This window comes from Amycolatopsis sp. w19 (assembly GCF_051373225.1).
Lineage (GTDB): Bacteria > Actinomycetota > Actinomycetes > Mycobacteriales > Pseudonocardiaceae > Amycolatopsis > Amycolatopsis japonica.
The window spans coordinates 113463-130449 of sequence record NZ_JBPQFM010000020.1; the positions used below are offsets into that span (position 1 = coordinate 113463).

A 16987-nucleotide genomic window follows, 5' to 3' on the forward strand; every position below is an offset into this window, starting at 1 on the left:
GATTGGAGCCGTAAGACAGCGAAAGGGCCCTTCACCGCGTCCTATGCGGTGAAGGGCCCTTTCAGCACCTCCGAGGGTCGCTCGTCAGCGCGGGAAGAAGTGCGTCAGTGAACGCCCTTCATGAGCTTGCGGATCATCGGCGTCGCCACCAGGAGCGCCACACCGACCACGATGGCCACGCCGCCGACGATGCTGAAGTAGGGCGCTTCGTCGTCGACCGTGTAGTACTCGGCGAGCTTCCCGGACATCGCCGTGCCGAGCGAGATCGACAGGAAGTTCAGCGCCACCATCTGCGTCCGGAACGCCTCCGGCGCGAGCTTGGTCGACAGCGAGAGCCCGACCGGCGAAAGCATCAGTTCCGCCATGGTGAACACGAACAGGATGCCGGCCAGCGCGAGCAGCGGGCTCGCGTTCTTGCCGCTGCCGACCATCGGGAGGAACAGCAGGAACGCCACGCCCATGGTGACCGTGCCGAGCACGAACTTGATCGGCGAGGACGGCTGCCGCGAGCCGAGTTTCGTCCAGATCGCCGCGATCACCGGCGCGAACAGGATGATGAACACGGGGTTGATCGAGTTGACCCACGCGACCGGCATCTCCCAGCCGAAGATCGTCCGGTTCAGCCGCTCGTCGGTGTAGGCCGCGACCACGGTGAACTGCTGCTGGTACAGCGAGAAGAACGCGGCGCTCGCGATGAACATCGGGATGAACGAGTACACCCGGCTGCGTTCGTCGGAGGTGATCTTCTTGCTGCCGATGATCACCACGAAGTAGATCACCGAGATGACCGCGACGGCCCAGACGACGACGTCGACGAGGTTGCCGGGGTTGATCACGCCGAACACCACGAGCAGCACGATCGCCGCGACACCCACCGCGGTGCCGCCGAAGACCAGCGGCCGCTGCGACGCGGGCAGCGGGTTGGGGATCTCGCTCGCCTTGTCGCCGAGGTTCTTGCGGCCGATCGTGTACTGGATCAGGCCTAGCGCCATCCCGAACGCGGCGAGCCCGAAGCCGACGTGGAAGCCGATCTCGCTCTGCGCGAGGCCGGTCAGCAGCGGCCCGACGAAACCGCCGATGTTCACGCCCATGTAGAAGATGGTGAAACCGCCGTCGCGGCGCTCGTCGCCGTCGGCGTACAGCGTCCCGACGATGGCCGTGGCGTTGGACTTCAGCCCGCCACTGCCGACGGCCACGCACACGAGGCCGACGCCGATGCCCGCCAGCCCCGGCAGCACGGCGAGGCTGATGTGCCCGATCATGATCAGGATCGCGCTGTAGAACAGCGTCCGTTCGGAGCCGAGCACGCGGTCCGCGACCCAGGCGCCGATCACCGCCGACAGGTAGACCATGCCGCCGTACGCGCCGACGATGCCGAGCGCGGAGGCCTTCGGCAGCGCGAGGCCGCCCTGACTGACTTCGTAGTAGAGGTAGATGGGGAGGATGCCGAGCATCCCGTAGTACGAGAAACGCTCCCACATCTCGACGCCGAAGAGGTTCGCCAGCCCTCGTGGGTGCCCGAAGAACCTCGTGTCTTGCTGGACCTCGGTAGAGGTACTCACCATGCCGTCCTTATCGAAGACATCGTTGTCGGTTTTCAGTTGACATGCTAGAAGCCCACCATGTGGACGGGACACCGACGTCCGCATGATCTCTGTGGCAGCTGTCATGAAGGCGAGATTTCCGCAGCTTGAGGCGTTAAAATGGCGTCAAGGTGCGCCGGGAAGTCTGGTCGGCAACAGTATTCGTCGTTGCCGAAAACCGGAGGTCGTCTTGTCCGGACCGAACCGTCCCGCGAAAGTCGTCGTCGCCGAGTTCGCCCGTTATCTCCGCACGGAGACCACCGGCGGAATGATCCTGCTCGGCGCCACCGCGATCGCCCTGTTGTGGGCGAATTCGCCCATCGACGACAGTTACCGCGCCATCCGCGATTTCCGGCTCGGTCCCGAATTCCTGCATCTGAATCTGACGATCGGCGACTGGGCGAAAGACGGCCTGCTCGCGTTGTTCTTCTTCGTCGCGGGGCTCGAACTCAAACGCGAACTCGTGGTCGGTGAACTCTCCCGGTTCAAACAGGCGATCCTGCCGGTGGTCGCCGCGGTCGGCGGCATGATCGTGCCGGCGCTGGTCGCGCTTTCCGTGGGCTGGGGAACCCCGGGCATCGAACGCGCGTGGGCCATCCCGGTCGCCACCGACATCGCGTTCGCCCTGGGCGTGCTCGCCCTGACCGCGTCGAACCTGCCGAGCAGCGCCAGGGTCTTCCTGCTCTCGCTCGCGGTGGTCGACGACCTCGGCGCGATCCTGCTCATCGCGATCCTGTTCACCGCGAAGTTCGACCTCGTCGCCGCGGGTGTCGCCGTCGTCGCCCTCGCGCTGTACGCGTACCTGCAGCACCGTCGCGTCCGCAGCGCCTGGATCTACGTGCCGCTGGCCTTGATCACCTGGGTCGCGGTGCATTCGGCGGGCATCCACGCCACCATCGCCGGCGTCGCGCTCGGCCTGCTCACCCGCGTCCGCGCCGACGAGGGCGAGGAGCACGCGCCCGCGATCCGGCTCGAACACCGGTTGCAGCCGTGGTCGGCCGCGGTCGCGGTGCCGCTGTTCGCACTGTTCGCCGCCGGGATCAAGGTGGACAGTGAATCGCTCGGCGCGGTGTTCACCACGGCGTTGCCGCTGGCCGTGCTGATCGGCCTGGTCGGCGGGAAGCTGCTCGGGATCTTCGGCGCCAGCCTGCTCGCCGTGAAGTTCAAGCTCGCGGAGAAACCCCGGGGCATGGGCTGGCGGGACATCGGCGCGCTGTCGATGCTCGGCGGCGTCGGGTTCACCGTGAGCCTGCTGATCGCCGATCTCGCGCTCGACGGGGAAGCCGTGGACCAAGCCAAGATGGCGGTCTTGATCGCCTCGGCGGTCGCCTCGCTGGCGGCGGCCGCGATGCTGCTGCACCGCAGCCGCGTGCACGCGCGCGAAGATTGAGAACGCGACACTCGCCGGTCCGCCGCGCCCGTGATCGGGGCACGTGGCACGATGACCGGTGTGAGCAGCCCCAAGCACGAACGTACCGGCCCCGACGGCGTGGGGGCCGTGCCCTACCTCCCCCTGTCGAGCGATGACGACGTGGTAGCGAGCGAGCAGTCCCTCGGGAAACTCGTCGGCGATGCCACACAGCACGTCTCGACGCTGATCCGCGCCGAGGTCGAGCTGGCCAAATCCGAGGTCGTCGCGGAGGCGAAGAAGGGCCTCAAGGGCGCCATCTTCTTCCTGGTCGCGCTGGTCGTCGGGCTGTACAGCTCGTTCTTCTTCTTTTTCTTCCTCGGCGAGCTGCTGTCGGAGTGGCTGATGCGCTGGGCGGCGTTCGCGATCGTGTTCGGGCTGATGCTCGCCACGACGGCGGTCGCGGGTTTCCTGGGCTACCGCAAGGTGAAGAAGATCAAGGCGCCCGAGCGCACGATCAACAGCTTCAAGGACACCGCCGCCGCGTTCAAGCCGCGTCATGACGACGCGCCCGCGGACCGCGACTGAGAAGTCTTCGAGTCGGTGCAGGCGACACCGGATCCGTCGATCGTCCGGATCGACGGTCCGTGGACCCATCGTGACGTCTCGGCGAACGGCATCCGGCTGCACGTCGCCGAACTCGGCGACGGGCCGCTGGTCGTGCTGCTGCACGGGTTCGCCGAGTTCTGGTGGACCTGGCACCACCAGCTGACCGCGCTCGCCGACGCCGGTTTCCGCGTGGTCGCGGTGGATCTGCGCGGCTACGGCGACTCCGACAAACCCCCGCGCGGCTACGACGCCTGGACCCTCGCGGGCGACGTCGGCGGGCTGATCAAGTCGCTCGGCGCGCGCAAGGCCCATCTCGTCGGGCATGCCTGGGGCGGCATGCTCGCGTGGACGGTCGGCGCGCTGCACCCGCGGCTGGTCTCGTCGGTCAGCGTGCTGGGCGGCGCGCATCCGCTGGCGTTGCGCCGGGCCATCCGGCGGCCGGGACAGCTGCGCGCTTCGGGTCATCTGTTCCGCTTCCAAGTGCCGATGGCACCGGAGAAATGGCTGGTCAAGGACGACGCGCTCGCCGTCGAAGAGCTGTTCCGCGCCTGGTCCGGTCCACAGTGGACGGACACGGCGGAGTTCGCCGAGGCCGTGCGGGCGTTCCGGCAGGCGATGCTCGTGCCGGGAGTGCCGCACAGCGCGCTCGAGTACTACCGATGGGCGTTCCGCGCGCAGTTCCGCGGCGAAGGACGCCGGTTCAGCGAAGCGCTGCGAGGCCGCTTCGCTCCCCGAGTGCTGCAACTGCACGGCGAGGAGGACCGGTGCGTCCTGCCCGACACCGCGGCGGCGTCCCGTCGCTGGGCCCCGGACGCCCGCCTCGAACGCTGGCCGGGCATCGGGCACTTCCCGCATCTGGAGGCCCCGGACCGCACGTCGGCCGCCTTGCTGGACTTTTTCCGTATCCTGGAAGCATGACCGAGCGCAAACCGACGGGCGTGTCGTTCGAGTCCTGGGTGGACAGGCAGGTCAGCGCGGCCGCCGCGAAGGGCGATTTCGACGACCTTCCCGGCGCGGGGAAACCGCTGCCGAAGACCGACGGCAAGGACACCGCGCTGGCCTGGGTGGTGAACAAGGTCCGCGCCGAGGGGCACGACGTTTCGGCGCTGCTGCCGCCTTCGCTGGCGATCGCGAAGGAGCTCGACGATCTGCAGGACACCTTGGCTCGTGTACGTCGTGAGGCGCGGGTGCGGGAGATCGTCGAGGACCTGAACGAACGGATCCGCGCCGAGCACCGGCGTCCGGCAGGCGGTCCGGTGCTGCGGGCACGGCCGCTGGACGTGGAAGAGGTCGTGACCTCCTGGCGCGAAGCCGCTAGTTAGCGCAGGGCCCGGTCGAGGTGTTCGCGCTCAGCGCCGGAGCCGTCTCGACCACCGGCCGCACCTGCTCCGAAGTCAGCGTGAAGCCGGTCTCCGGGTCCTCGACGGCCGCACCGAACACGACCCCGATGACCTCGCCATCGGGGTTGATCATCGGCCCGCCCGAGTTCCCGCTGCGGACCTGCCCGCGCACGGTGAACACGTCGCGCTGCACGGTGTTGGACTCGTAGATGTCCGGTCCGCGCAGGTTGATCCGGCCGCGCACTCTGGCCGGCGTCGCGGTGTACGGGCCGTCGAGCGGGTAGCCGAGCACGATCGCGTTGTCACCCGCCCGCGCCACCCGCGGCGTGAACGGGAGCACCGGGGCCTGCAGCCTCGGCACCGCGAGCACGGCCACGTCGGCCTCGGGGTCGAAGTAGACGACCCTGGCCGGGAACTTGCCCGACGTCGACTCGATGGCGACCTCGTCGGTGCCCGCGACCACATGCGCGTTCGTCATCACCCGCTGCGGCGCGACGACGAAACCGCTGCCCTCCAGCGCCCGCGAGCACGAGGTCGCGTTGCCGCGGATCTTCACCACGCTGCGGTGCACCTGTTTGACGATCGCGCTCGCCTGCAGCGCGGTGTCCGGCGGGCTGGTGTCCTCGACGTTCGGCTTCTGGAACGGGTCCACAATGGACGGGAAGCCCGAGGCGTCCAGCAGCTTGCGCAGTTCGCTCGGGAAGCCTTGCGCCGCTTCGGGCATGACGTCGTTGACGCCGCCGAGCACGACCGAGCTGTTGATCGACCTCGCCAGTCCCGGCACACCCGAGACGGCGGTGAGCGGCGTCGCGATCAGCCACGCGACCACGAACACCACGGCGGCCTGCACCACCGCGCCCAGCGTCTTGTCGACGCCGGAAAGCTTGTCCGGGTTGATCTTCTGCCGCAGCTTCCGGCCGGCCCAGACCCCGAGGGTCTCGCCGAGCGCGACCAGGAACACCACGGTCGCCACCGCGAAGGCGACCTTCGCCGCCGGATGCTGGAAGAGTTCCACGACCAGCGGCGCGATCTTGATCCCCGCGAGCGCGCCGAGCACCACCCCGACCAGCGAGGGGAGGGCGATGATCACCCCCTGGAACGCGCCGGACACGCCCGCCAGCAGCGCGAGCAGGATCACCAGTACGTCGACCCAGTTCACCGGCGCCTACTCCTTCTCCGGCACTTGCCGCCCGTCGACCCGCGCCTGATGTTCGGCCAACGCTACGTCAAGGTCACGGACGTCGCCGTGGTCCCAGTCCCGTTCCCAGCCGCCGAGCGCCAGCGTCATCGCCAGCAGTCCGCCCGTGAAACCCCAGACGAACATCCCGCCGACGTCGAACGCGGGGCCCTTCCAGTCGTAGCCCGCGCGCGTGACCTGGAAGCGGTTGGCCGGGTCGGTGAGCTCGGCGATCGGCACCCTGGCCACCGCGGCGGTCTCGCCGGGATCGACCGCGTGCACCGGCGACGGCGTCCGCCAGTAGGCGAGCACCGGCGTCACGGCGAAACTGGACACCGGCACGAACAGTTCCGGGAAGACCGCCACGGGCAGCACGCCGGAGGGTTCGACACCGGTCTCCTCCTCCGCCTCGCGCAACGCGGTGCCGACCGGCCCGCCGTCCTCCGGTTCGGCGCCCCCGCCGGGGAAGCTGACCTGGCCGGCGTGCGAGCCGAGGGTGTCCGCACGGCGCTGGAGCAGCACGTCGGGCCCCTGCGGGCCTTCGCCGAAGAGCATCAGGACGGACGCGGACCGGTAGCTCGCGTCCGGCGGGACGCTGAACCGGCTGAAGGCGCGTGCGTCGACGTCGCCGCTGATCTTGACCAGCGGCTGCAACCAGGCGGGCACGGCGTCGGGGTCCACGAGGGGGCCGGTCATGGTGTCCCTTCCACAGCGGCGCGCACCTGGTCAGTGTTCAGGAAGACGCGTGGGTTCTCGATGAGCCGGACGTCGCCGCCCGCCGTGACCAGGTACGTCGCCGGCAGGGAGGAAGGGACCTTCAGTGCCGTCCGCACCGGCCCGGACTGTCCGTCACCGTCGAACACGGACGGCAGCCGGACCCCCAATTCGCTCAGCATCGCCAGCCCGTCGGCCCCGGAGCTCGCGACCTGGACGAGGAGCACGCGCGCGGCGCCCGGCAGCGCGGCGTACCGCTGGAGCAGCGGAAGCTCCGCGCGGCACGGCTCGCACCACGACGCCCACAGGTTGACCAGCACGGGACCACCCGAGACCACCTTGGCGAGGTCGACCCTGGAGCCGTCGCCGAGGCATTCGACGTCGACACCGCGCAGCTTCGCCACTTCACCCGGCCCTGGTGGCGGGCAAGGGGCGAGCGAGGCCTTCGCCCGCGCGGCCGTGAGATCCCCCGACGTCTTCGCGGGCGCCTGGCCGTCGCGCGTCGTGAGCAACGCGACGATCAGGGCCACCACCAGCACGGCGGCACCGAGGGCCAGTTTGGTGACCCTGGTCACCGGCGGGCCGCCAGATCCAGGATGTGGTCGCGTTCTTCGCCCTTGACCAGCTTCGCGGCCTCTTCGAATTCCGTCGGGCCGGTTCCGTACGAGGGGCACATCTTGGCCAGCGGGCAGGCGCCACAGGCCGGTTTGCGGGCGTGGCAGACGCGGCGGCCGTGGAAGATCGTCCGATGCGAGAGGAGCGTCCACTCCTTGCGCGGGATCAGCTCGCCGACGGCGTGCTCGACCTTGACCGGGTCCTCCTCCTCGGTCCAGCCCCAGCGGCGGACCAGGCGCCCGAAATGGGTGTCGACGGTGATCCCTGGGACCCCGAAGGCGTCGCCGAGCACGACGTTGGCCGTCTTGCGGCCGACCCCCGGCAGCGTGACGAGGTCCTTCAGCTTGCCGGGCACTTCGCCGTCGTAGCGCTCCACCAGCGCGGCACCCAGCCCCATGACCGAGTTCGCCTTGGCGCGGAAGAAACCCGTCGGGCGGAGGTACTCCTCGAGTTCGGCGCGGTCGGCGCCGGCGTAGTCCTCGGCGGTCCGGTAGCGCGCGAAGAGCGCGGGCGTGACCTGATTCACGCGGACGTCGGTGGTCTGTGCCGAAAGCACGACCGCGACCAGCAGTTCGAGCGGAGTGGTGAAGTCGAGCTCACAGTGCGCGTCGGGGAACTCGTCGTCGAGGCAACGCTTCATCCGCCTGGCGCGTCTCACCAACGCGAGCCGGCTTTCACCCTTGCCCCCCGCGCGGGGGGCATTGGTGAGGGCAGGAGGCACCCCGATAGCCTACGGGCGCCATCGGACGAGCCAGTGGGAGCATCCCGCCGGTCGACGGCCGACACGCCAGAGCACCACCTCGGCGCTTCGATCGAGGACGCCATGAGCGAGGATCTGGAGTAATGCACAACTTTTCGGAATTCCCTGGGCAGGGCTCATGACCGTCTGGTTCGTCATCCTCGTGCCCCTGGTGATCATGTTCTTCGCGCTGTTCATGGAACGCGTGGAGACCAGGCTCAAGCACGTCGCGGTGCAGGAGAACGAGGTCGAGGAGTTCCTCGAGCAGGCTCAGCCCAACGAGGTCAGGGCCCTTTACGGGCACGGCATCGGGCGCGCCCTCGAGCTTTTCCGGCTGCGCAGGCTGGGCGGGAAGGCGGCCAGGCTTCGCGCGCGACGCGTGCGGAGTTAGGCTCCACGTTCGAGCGAGATCGTTCCCGGCCCGCGCGCGCGTTCGGCGTGCCGACGAGCGATCTCGCGCGCACGACCTAGACTGACGCGAAAAGTGATCGACGACACGGTCCCCGCCCGACGAGGATCGACGTCGTATCTCGATGAGGAGGCACCCGAGGTGGACGAAACCCTGGCCCGAGCGGGCATTTTCCAGGGTGTTGAGCCGGCAGCCGCCGAGGCGCTGGCACAGACCTTGGAATCCGTGGAGTTCCCTCGCGGGCATGTCATCTTCAACGAGGGTGAACCCGGCGACAAGCTTTACATCATCCAGTCCGGCAAGGTGAAGATCGGCCGCAAGTCACCCGACGGCCGCGAGAACCTGCTGGGCATCTTCGGCCCGTCCGACATGTTCGGCGAGCTGTCCATTTTCGACCCCGGCCCCCGGACGTCCAGCGCGACGACGGTGACCGAGGTCCGCGCGGTGACGATGGACCGCCCTGCGCTGCGGCAGTGGATCTCCACCCGCCCGGAGATCGCCGAGCAGCTGCTCCGTGTGGTCGCCCGCAGGCTGCGCCGGACGAACAACATGGTCGCCGAGCTGATCTTCACCGACGTCCCGGGCCGCGTGGCGCGGGCGCTGCTGCAGCTCGCGCAGCGCTTCGGCAGCCAGGAGGCCGGCCTGCTGCGGGTCACCCACGACCTGACTCAGGAAGAGATCGCCCAGTACGTCGGCGCCTCGCGCGAGACCGTCAACAAGGCTCTCGCCGACTTCGCGCACCGCGGCTGGCTGCGGCTCGAAGGCAAGAGCGTGCTGATCCTGGACCCGGAGCGCTTGGCTCGTCGCGCCCGTTGATTTCAAGTACGTGAAGGCCCCCTTCACTGCGCTAGACGCAGCGAAGGGGGCCTTCACGTACTAGTTGCTCGACACAACGAAGAGCCGGGCGCCACCCCCGACGTGGCGCACCGGCTCTTCGCTGTGCGCGGACCATCCCCCGACGATCCGCGCTCCCCGCCCTCCGGAACAAGGCCCCGACCCGTACGCCGGAGGGAGCTGGAAGCTGTGTGTCTGTCGTACAACCATCCACGGCCATCGGCCGTGAACTCAAGTTCTTTCACTCTCAAGGACGCCATCTGCGTCGATTTGTTGCCCCGAATGACCCAGAATCGACCGACTGTTACCTGATCGTGACGAACCTGGACGATTCGTGGTCCGTAGTACCCGGATCCGGTGGTGACCAAACTTACCGCCGCAGATCTGGTACTCGCGTACCAAAGTGTTCATACTGGTACGCGTGTCCCAGTCTGTGTCCGCTTCCGCCGAGAGCCACCGCACCTCCCTCGCCGACTACAAAGCCGCGCTGACCGCGCCCGGATCCCGCGGGGCGGTGATCGCGTCGCTGCTCGCCCGCCTGCCGATCGCGATGATCGGCATCTCCGCGCTGCTCTACGTCCAGCGTGAGACGGGCTCCTTCGCCTCAGCCGGTCTGGTCTCGGCCGGGTCGCTGGTGGGCGTCTCCGTCGGCGCGGTCGTGCAGGGACGGCTCATCGACCGCTTCGGGCCCACAAGGCCGCTGCTGACCACCACGGTGCTCTTCGCGCTGGCGATGACCGGGCTGGTGTTCGCGATCGAGGCGCACGCGCCGACGCTCGTGCTGGTCCCGCTGGCCTTCGGCACCGGGATCACGGAACCGATGGTCGGTTCCGCCTCGCGAGCACTGTGGACACGGCTGCTGCCCGCCGGGCCGACGCGGAACGCCGCGTTCTCCTACGAGGCGATCAGCATGGAGGTCTTCTTCATCCTCGGTCCCGGGTTCGCGGGGCTGCTGATCGCCGCGCCATGGGCGGGCACCGGCATCGTGACCGGCTCGCTGACCATGATCGCGGGCGCGGTCCTGTTCGCGCTGAGCCCGACCGTGCGCGCGTGGGGGCCGTCGCCGTCGACGGGCGGCAAACTGCTCGGCGCGCTGGCCAGCCCCGGGATGCGCACGCTCGCGATCGCCGCGCTGGGCTTCGGCGCCGTGATCGGATTCGTCGAGGTCGCCGTCCCGGCGGCCGCGACCGAGGCGGGGAACACCTCCATCGGTGGTCTGCTGCTGTCGGCGTGGTCGGTCAGCTCGGTCGCGTTCGGGGTGGCGTACAGCCTGCGCCCGTGGCCGCGTCAGATGGGCCTGCGGCTGCCGGTGCTGCTGGCCGGGTTCGGCGCGCTGGTGGCGCTGCTCGCGCTGCCGGGTTCGCTCTGGGGCCTCGCGCTCGCCATGCTCGCCGCGGGCGCGCTCATCACCCCGCAGTCGACGACACACTCGGCGGCCATCGAGATCGCCGCGCCGAAGGGCACGGCGGCCGAGGCGTTCGGCTGGGTGCTCACCGCGGTGACCCTCGGCCTCGCGTTCGGGCAGTCGATCAGCGGCTACCTCGTCGAGCACGCCGGACACGAAGCGGCGTTCCTCGCCGCCGGCGTGGTCGGGTTCGCGCTCGCCGCGGTGGTGTGGCTGCTGCGCGGCACCTTCCGCCCGCAGCCGGCCGCGGCCGTCGCTGAAGCGCCCGAACTTGTCGGTGCCGCCCGCTAGCTTGCGGGCATGGACCTGACCGCCGCCACCCGCCCCCTTTCGTCCGCCGTCTCCGCCGCCGCCCGGCTGCTGTCGGCCCGTTCCGGCCTGCTGCTGCGCGCCGGAAAGGACGGGCTGACCGTCGGCGGCAACGACAGCGAACGAGCCGTCCGCCTGACCGCCGAGGCCATGGCCCACACCGATGGCGAGGTCCTCGTCCCCGCCGGGCCGCTGGCGGAGACGCTGCGCATGCTCGACGACGACCTGGTGCGTCTGGTCGTCGAGGGTTCGCGGCTGGCAGTGCGGGTGGAGGGCGGGCGTTACGCGCTGCCGTTGCTGAGCCGTGAGCTGAACCTCCCGGACATGCCGCCGAAGGTGTCCGAAGTGGACGGTCACGCGCTCGTGACCGCGTTGCGCACCGTCGCGGGCACGGCGGCGAAGGACGACGCGCTGCCGATGTTCACCGGGGTCCGTGTGCAGAGCTTCAGCCGTGAGCTGCGGCTGACGGCGTCCGACCGCTACCGGATGGCAGTGGCCACCCTGCCGCTGCGCTCCGCGGGCGAGCCGATCGACGCACTGGTCCCGGCGGGCCTGCTCGCCGAGACGGCGAAGCAGGCGCGCGGCACCGTCGGCCTGCACGGCGACGGCACCCGGTTCGGGCTGAGCTGGGCCGGCGTCGCCGTCACGACCGCCGTGCTCGACGCGGGTTTCCTGTCGGAGAAGCTGATCGAATCGTCCACTGTGGACACGAAGGTCGAGGTCGCCGCCGACGCGCTGGCCGCCGCCGTGCGCCGCGTGGGCGTCTACGCGGACGATCGCCGGGTGCTGACGCTGGAGGTCGGCGACGCGCATCTGCGGCTGGCCAGTGCCAAGCAGAACACCGGTGAGGCGGAGGAAACGCTGAAAGCGGAGGTCTCCGGCGGCCGGACGTCACCCTCGTTCCAGGCGCGCTACCTGCTGGACGCGCTGCAGGGTTTCGCGGGGGAACGGGTGCGGCTGGACATCCAGCCCGGGATGCGCGCCTGCGTCATCCGAGCAGTGGAGCCGGGCGAGGTGGAGCTGACGTACTACGTGATGCCGATGCTGCCGCGCTGACACCCGCCTTCGTACGTGGCGGGGGCGACTCGGCGGCGTGTTGCGAAAGCCACTTTCGCAACGTTGAGGGTTGCGAAAGTGGCTTTCGCAACACCGAAGCTCGACAGGTCAACCGCCACCCGCCCGCACCCGAACGCCATGAAAGGTCCTTTCCTTGCAAATTTTGCAAGGAAAGGACCTTTCATAGCACGCTGAGGGATCAGGCGGAGGCGGCCTTCACGGCGGCCTCGATCTCCCCGAACGAAGGGTTCACCATCGCCTTCGAGCCCACGAAGACCGTCGGCACGACCTCGTTCCCGTCCGCCACCGAACGCACGCGGGCGGCGGCGTCCGGGTCCTCCCAGATGTTGACCCGCTTCACCTTGAAGCCGCTCTTCGACAGCGGCCGCTCCAGCGCGGCGCAGAACCCGCATCCGGGGCGCCAGTAGAACTCGACCTCGACGTCACTCATTCGCCGTCCTCCGACCTCAGGTAGTCCAACTGCGCCCGCACGCTCCATTCGGCGGGCGCCCACAAAGCCTTGTCGACGTCGGCGTAGACGACCTCGACCACCTGGCGCGGGGTGGCGTCCGCGCCGAGTGTCTCCAGTGCCGAACGCACCTGGTCGAGCCGTTCTTCCCGGTGTGCCAGGTATTCGCGCGCGGTCGCGGCCAGATCGGGCAGTTCTGGGCCGTGTCCCGGCAGGCCGACGGTGCCGTCGGGCAGCCCGATGAGTTTCCGCAGCGAGCGCAGGTGGTCGCCGAGATCGTGCAGCACGGTGGTGCCGCGGCCGAGAATCGTGTCACCGGTGAGGATCTGGCCGTCGGACACCAGGCAGATCGAGTCGCCGGTGTGTCCCGGCGTGTGCAGCACCGACAGCCGGACCCCGCCCGCTTCGATCACCTCACCGTCCACAAGGGACTTCCCACCGATGCAAAGCGACTCGTCGAACGCTCGCACCGGAGCGCCGACGCGCTCGGCGAACCAGGGCGCGCCTTCGGCGTGGTCGGGGTGATGGTGGGTGAGCACGATCAGCTCGACGGCGCCGGTCTCCGCCAGCCGCGTCAGATGCTCGACGTCCTCGTGACCGGGGTCGACGACCACGGAACCGGACGCGCCGGGCCCGCGCAGCACCCAGGAATTGGTGCCCTCCAACGTCATCGACGAAGGATTGTTCTCCAGCAGCACGGAAGTCGTCGGCGTGATCCGGCGCAGCACGCCGTACGCGGGGGCGCTCACGCCGGGTCCAGGATGACGCGGACCTTGCCGCCGTCGCGCACCAGCGTCGGCATGATCTTCGAGATCTCGCGCTCGGCGGCCTGAGCCGCGGCCGACGACTCGAACTCGCCGAGTTCCGCGAGCGTCATCCAGGTCGGTGGCATGAGCATGCGGCGCCCTTCCTTGGCATCGGCGATGGCCTCCGCGGGCCGCTGCCAGCCGGAGCTGACGGCCTCGGTGGTGGCGCCGTCCGCCTGCTGTCCCTCGGGCAGCACGGCGACGAAGAAGCAGGTGTCGTAGCGGCGCGGTTCCTGCGGCGGGGTCACCCAGTTCGCCCACGGGCGCAAGAGATCCGCGCGCAGCGTCAGACCGTTCGCTTCGAGGAAGGCGGCGAGCGAGAGCTCACGGGAGACCAGCTTTTCGCGGGCGTCGTGATACGGCGTCGTGTCGGTGACGACCGTGTCGCCGGTGCTCGCGAGCAGTACGCCCGACTCTTCGAACGTCTCCCGCACGGCCGCGCACACCAGAGCACGGGCCAGCGACTCGTCGCAGCCGAAGCGTTCCGCCCACCAGGCGGGCTCGGGGCCTGCCCAGCTCACGGAGGTGTCGACATCGCGGGAATCCACACCGCCGCCGGGGAAGACCGTCATGCCGCCCGCGAAGGGCATGCCCTTCACCCGGTGCTGCAGGAAGACCTCGACGCCTTCGGTGCCGTCGCGGAGGAGGATCACGGTCGCCGCGTCCTTGGGCGTCACGGGCTCGCCGTCGGCGTTGGCGCGGGTGCCCACCCCGGCCCCCACCGGGATGTCGAATGTCAGTTCTTCAGCCACACCCGCAACCTAACACTGTGTCTGTGTGTCGAGCGCTGCCGCGAACACGCCGAAAGGGCGCCGGCAGCAGGCACCCGGAGGTCGCGTGCGGTTGGCGCCCTTTCATCGAGTTTCCGGGGGCCTCCGGCCCAAAGAGGGCGCTCGACGAAGTCTCCGTCGGGCGCTGAGCGCCCTCGGAGACGGCGTTTCGTCCTCTGGTTGCGATCGTCGCGCGTGCAACTACCGCATTCAGAGGACGAAACGCGTGGCGTTCGGTCAGGACCAGCTAGAGCCGCTGCTGCGCGAAGCGCCGTTCAGCCGGATCTTCGCCGCTTCGGCGCGCTCCCGTTCGGCGAGCTCGGCGTGCAGCTCGCGCAGGAGCGCGCGGTCGCGCTCGCTCAGGCTGGGGTCGTCGAGATCGAGAGCGGGCAGCTCGACGACCTCGTGCATGCTCGGCTTGCCCGTGGCGATCTCGCGGCCCTTTTCGGGGTCCTCCTTGAGCGCCTGGCGCAGCTGCGCCACCTCGGCCGGGGTCAGGTCGGCCGTACGCTCGGCACGGGTCTCCGCCCGCGACTTGCGCGGCGGCGCGGACTCCGTCGAGGACGAGGAAGACGTCGTCGCCGCGGGCGCCTGCTGCACGATCGGCACCACCGGCGCGATCGGCTCGGCCGGTTCGTGGCTCCCGCTGCTCACCGGCCGCAGCCCGTGCCTGCTCGGCTGCTCCTTGACCGGCTCGGGAGCCGGGGCGGGAGCGGGCGGCGGAGTCACCGGCTCGGACCGAAAGTCACTGGAGTGGGTACTCCCGGTGACCCAGACAGGACTCGCGGCCGAAGACGCGGCCTGGTGGTACGCGGACCGCGCGACGCCGGGGCCCGCGACCTCGACGACCGAACGGATGCCCGCGCGGCGAAGCGCGGTGTCCACGCGGAACGCGACCGCGGGCGGATTGCCCTCGGGCCCGATCTCGACCAGGACCACCCGCTGCGGCAGCGCGCCGGGCACGCTGCCCGCCGGCGTGTTCCGCCACACCGCGTGCACCGACCGGACGTCCGGCAGCACCTGCAGGGTGCGGTCGAGCGCCTCGGCGAGGCCGAATTCGGGCTGGTTCTCCCCGGTGAACCGGTGGGTGAGCACCGGCTCGTCCTCCTCGACGACCAGCAGATCGTTCGCCAGGGTGGCGTCGGACCGGCTCATCTCGAGGACGAGCGCGAGTTCACGCTGTTCGGAGGAGCTCACCGGGATCTTCCCCGCGATCAGGGTGCCGGTGGTGAGCTCCACCGCTTCGTCGATGTGCGCACGCGCGATCAGCTCACGCGCTTCGGTCAAAGCACTGTCGTCGATACGACCCGCCAGGGCCAGTAACAGGTTGTGCAGGCGCAGGGGCACCGAGAACCCGTCCATGGGCGGGCCGTCGTGGACCTCCACCATTGCTCTGCTCCCTCCCGGCTCGCCTGGTGGAGCGAGCGTTAAGCGGCGACCAGCCGACTTCCGGTGTCCACCGCGCCCACACAGACCAGCTCGGAGTTGGTGAGCGCGGTGCGGTGATAGCCGGTGAGGTCGATGCTCGGCGGGAGAACCTCGACGCCGGGCTCCTCGTCACCCAGCACGCGCAGGACGCGCTGCAGTTCACCGGTCAGCCTCGGCAGCCCGTTCGTCGCCGTGACCAGGAGGACTCGTTTCGCCCCACCCTCGCCGACCACACCGAGGTGTCGCCAGCTTTGCCGCACTTCACCCACATCCGGCCGTCCCCGCAACGTTGCGTGGATCAATACGGACACAGAGTCGACGGAGTTCACCCATTCGGGCGCACTCTGCGTGAATGTGTACCTGGTCTCGGTGACGTCGTCTACCCCCAGGGTGGAACTCACCTGATGCCAGTCGGCTCCGTGGGGGATGAGCCCGGCGACTAGCAGGCGATACTCGGTTTGGTCCAGGTCGATCCTGTGCTTAAGCAAAGACCTGGGCAGGGTCCGCGCGAGCGTGCCCATCGCACCTTCGCCCAGCCAGTCACGGAACCGCCACAAGAGCTGGTCCGGCAGCCGTCCGGCCAGCCGGAGCAGGAGCTCGTGCGAGGACCGTTCGATGTCCGGGTCCATCACTTCACCTCCACGATCAGTTCGATCTCGACCGGCGCCCCGATCGGCAGCTCGGCGACCCCGACGGCCGACCGGGCGTGGATGCCCGCCTCGCCGAAGATCTCGCCCAGCAGCTCGGACGCCCCGTTGATCACCGCGGGCTGGCCGGTGAAGCCCTCCGCGGACGCCACGAACCCGACGACCTTGACCACCCGCACGACGTTGTCGATGCCGGCGACCGAGTCGACCGCGGCGAGGGCGTTGAGGATCGACGTCCGCGCGTACTGCTTCGCCTCTTCGGGGCTGACCTCGGCGCCGACCTTGCCGGTCGCTTCGAGCTCACCCTTCACGAAGGGCAGCTGCCCGGCCGTGTAGACGTGCGAACCGGTGCGGACCGCGGGCACGTAGGCCGCCAGCGGGGCGGCGACGGCCGGCAGTTCGATGCCGAGCTCGGCGAGTCGATCGCTCCAGGTCATGGCTTCAATCCCTCAGTTCTTCGCTCGTTTGAGGTAGGCGACGTGCTGCTCGCCGGTCGGGTTCGGGAGCACGGTGACGAGCTCCCAGCCGTCCTCGCCCCACTGGTCGAGGATCTGCTTGGTGGCGTGGATCAACAGGGGGACGGTCGCGTACTCCCACTTGGTGGCGCTCATGCCCGGGAGCGTAGCCAAACCGGCAAGGGCGCCCGACACACATGCGGAAAACCCTCTCGCGGACGGTTCGCCGATTTCCCGCCGATGTGGTTCACTTCACACCTACTCGGGAGTAGAT

20 protein-coding genes are annotated in these 16987 nt (G+C 69.4%); 8 read left to right on the forward strand and 12 right to left on the reverse strand.

Features of this window, described 5'->3' with window-relative positions; translation table 11 throughout:
* Positions 1–104: 104 nt before the first annotated feature.
* On the reverse strand, positions 105–1565 hold the full coding sequence (locus ACSMFO_RS31480) for a peptide MFS transporter (RefSeq protein ID WP_436461506.1): 1461 nt from the start codon (positions 1563–1565) through the stop codon (positions 105–107).
* Positions 1566–1773: 208 nt separating this feature from the next.
* Here ACSMFO_RS31480 and nhaA point away from each other — a divergent pair, with 208 nt between their 5' ends.
* The 4 genes from nhaA to ACSMFO_RS31500 are packed head-to-tail and all read left to right on the forward strand — an operon-like array spanning position 1774 to position 4862.
* Entirely contained in the window at positions 1774–2973 is a 1200-nt protein-coding gene (nhaA, locus tag ACSMFO_RS31485; RefSeq protein WP_436461507.1) for a Na+/H+ antiporter NhaA, read from the forward strand.
* A 51-nt stretch (positions 2974–3024) separates the two neighbouring features.
* Positions 3025–3519, forward strand: coding sequence for a phage holin family protein (locus ACSMFO_RS31490; protein WP_016337874.1), 495 nt, complete (start codon positions 3025–3027; stop codon positions 3517–3519).
* A gap of 15 nt (positions 3520–3534) precedes the next feature.
* Entirely contained in the window at positions 3535–4458 is a 924-nt protein-coding gene (locus tag ACSMFO_RS31495; protein WP_436461508.1) for an alpha/beta fold hydrolase, read from the forward strand.
* Positions 4455–4862 carry a DUF1992 domain-containing protein gene (locus tag ACSMFO_RS31500; protein ID WP_436461509.1) on the forward strand — a complete coding sequence of 136 codons (408 nt, stop codon included), beginning with the start codon at positions 4455–4457 and terminating at the stop codon, positions 4860–4862. Before ACSMFO_RS31495 ends, ACSMFO_RS31500 begins: the two co-directional genes overlap by 4 nt.
* Here ACSMFO_RS31500 and ACSMFO_RS31505 read toward each other — a convergent pair.
* Genes ACSMFO_RS31505 through nth form a run of 4 tightly spaced genes read right to left on the reverse strand, consistent with a single transcriptional unit; the run spans position 4855 to position 8026 of the window.
* Complete coding sequence (locus tag ACSMFO_RS31505; protein ID WP_436461510.1) at positions 4855–6039, reverse strand: MarP family serine protease; 1185 nt, start codon at positions 6037–6039, stop codon at positions 4855–4857. The two genes, ACSMFO_RS31500 and ACSMFO_RS31505, sit on opposite strands and share 8 nt — an antisense overlap.
* 6 nt (positions 6040–6045) lie before the next feature.
* Positions 6046–6753, reverse strand: a complete 708-nt coding sequence (locus tag ACSMFO_RS31510) for an NUDIX hydrolase (protein ID WP_436461511.1) — start codon at positions 6751–6753, stop codon at positions 6046–6048.
* Positions 6750–7346, reverse strand: coding sequence for a TlpA family protein disulfide reductase (locus ACSMFO_RS31515; protein WP_436461512.1), 597 nt, complete (start codon positions 7344–7346; stop codon positions 6750–6752). Before ACSMFO_RS31515 ends, ACSMFO_RS31510 begins: the two co-directional genes overlap by 4 nt.
* Complete coding sequence (gene nth, locus ACSMFO_RS31520; protein ID WP_394360864.1) at positions 7343–8026, reverse strand: endonuclease III; 684 nt, start codon at positions 8024–8026, stop codon at positions 7343–7345. Before nth ends, ACSMFO_RS31515 begins: the two co-directional genes overlap by 4 nt.
* A 238-nt stretch (positions 8027–8264) precedes the next feature.
* Here nth and ACSMFO_RS31525 point away from each other — a divergent pair, with 238 nt between their 5' ends.
* The 4 genes from ACSMFO_RS31525 (at position 8265) to ACSMFO_RS31540 (ending at position 12138) form a co-directional block, all read left to right on the forward strand.
* Positions 8265–8516: a hypothetical protein gene (locus tag ACSMFO_RS31525; protein WP_005166943.1), complete on the forward strand. Its 252-nt coding sequence runs from the start codon at positions 8265–8267 to the stop codon at positions 8514–8516.
* A gap of 159 nt (positions 8517–8675) precedes the next feature.
* Complete coding sequence (locus ACSMFO_RS31530; RefSeq protein WP_003081747.1) at positions 8676–9350, forward strand: Crp/Fnr family transcriptional regulator; 675 nt, start codon at positions 8676–8678, stop codon at positions 9348–9350.
* 451 nt (positions 9351–9801) lie between these two features.
* A complete protein-coding gene (locus tag ACSMFO_RS31535; RefSeq protein WP_436461530.1) occupies positions 9802–11064 on the forward strand; it encodes an MFS transporter in 1263 nt (420 codons plus the stop codon).
* A 9-nt stretch (positions 11065–11073) separates the two neighbouring features.
* Positions 11074–12138: a DNA polymerase III subunit beta gene (locus ACSMFO_RS31540; RefSeq protein ID WP_436461513.1), complete on the forward strand. Its 1065-nt coding sequence runs from the start codon at positions 11074–11076 to the stop codon at positions 12136–12138.
* A gap of 199 nt (positions 12139–12337) precedes the next feature.
* On the opposite strand, the gene ACSMFO_RS31545 is transcribed toward ACSMFO_RS31540, so the two are convergent.
* The 7 genes from ACSMFO_RS31545 to ACSMFO_RS31575 form a co-directional block, all read right to left on the reverse strand.
* The gene (locus tag ACSMFO_RS31545; protein ID WP_125679760.1) at positions 12338–12589 is read right to left on the reverse strand and encodes a glutaredoxin family protein; all 252 of its coding nucleotides are present in this window, start codon (positions 12587–12589) and stop codon (positions 12338–12340) included.
* On the reverse strand, positions 12586–13356 hold the full coding sequence (locus tag ACSMFO_RS31550) for an MBL fold metallo-hydrolase (RefSeq protein ID WP_436461514.1): 771 nt from the start codon (positions 13354–13356) through the stop codon (positions 12586–12588). Before ACSMFO_RS31550 ends, ACSMFO_RS31545 begins: the two co-directional genes overlap by 4 nt.
* Entirely contained in the window at positions 13353–14165 is an 813-nt protein-coding gene (locus ACSMFO_RS31555) for an NUDIX hydrolase (protein WP_436461515.1), read from the reverse strand. The genes ACSMFO_RS31550 and ACSMFO_RS31555 overlap by 4 nt, the downstream gene beginning before the upstream one ends.
* A gap of 255 nt (positions 14166–14420) precedes the next feature.
* Entirely contained in the window at positions 14421–15572 is a 1152-nt protein-coding gene (locus ACSMFO_RS31560) for a hypothetical protein (protein ID WP_038521074.1), read from the reverse strand.
* 38 nt (positions 15573–15610) lie between these two features.
* Positions 15611–16240, reverse strand: coding sequence for a hypothetical protein (locus tag ACSMFO_RS31565; protein ID WP_038521077.1), 630 nt, complete (start codon positions 16238–16240; stop codon positions 15611–15613).
* Positions 16240–16695, reverse strand: coding sequence for a RidA family protein (locus ACSMFO_RS31570; protein ID WP_016337888.1), 456 nt, complete (start codon positions 16693–16695; stop codon positions 16240–16242). The genes ACSMFO_RS31565 and ACSMFO_RS31570 overlap by 1 nt, the downstream gene beginning before the upstream one ends.
* Positions 16696–16707: 12 nt before the next feature.
* Positions 16708–16869 carry a DUF4177 domain-containing protein gene (locus tag ACSMFO_RS31575; RefSeq protein WP_005166970.1) on the reverse strand — a complete coding sequence of 54 codons (162 nt, stop codon included), beginning with the start codon at positions 16867–16869 and terminating at the stop codon, positions 16708–16710.
* Positions 16870–16987 lie beyond the last annotated feature (118 nt).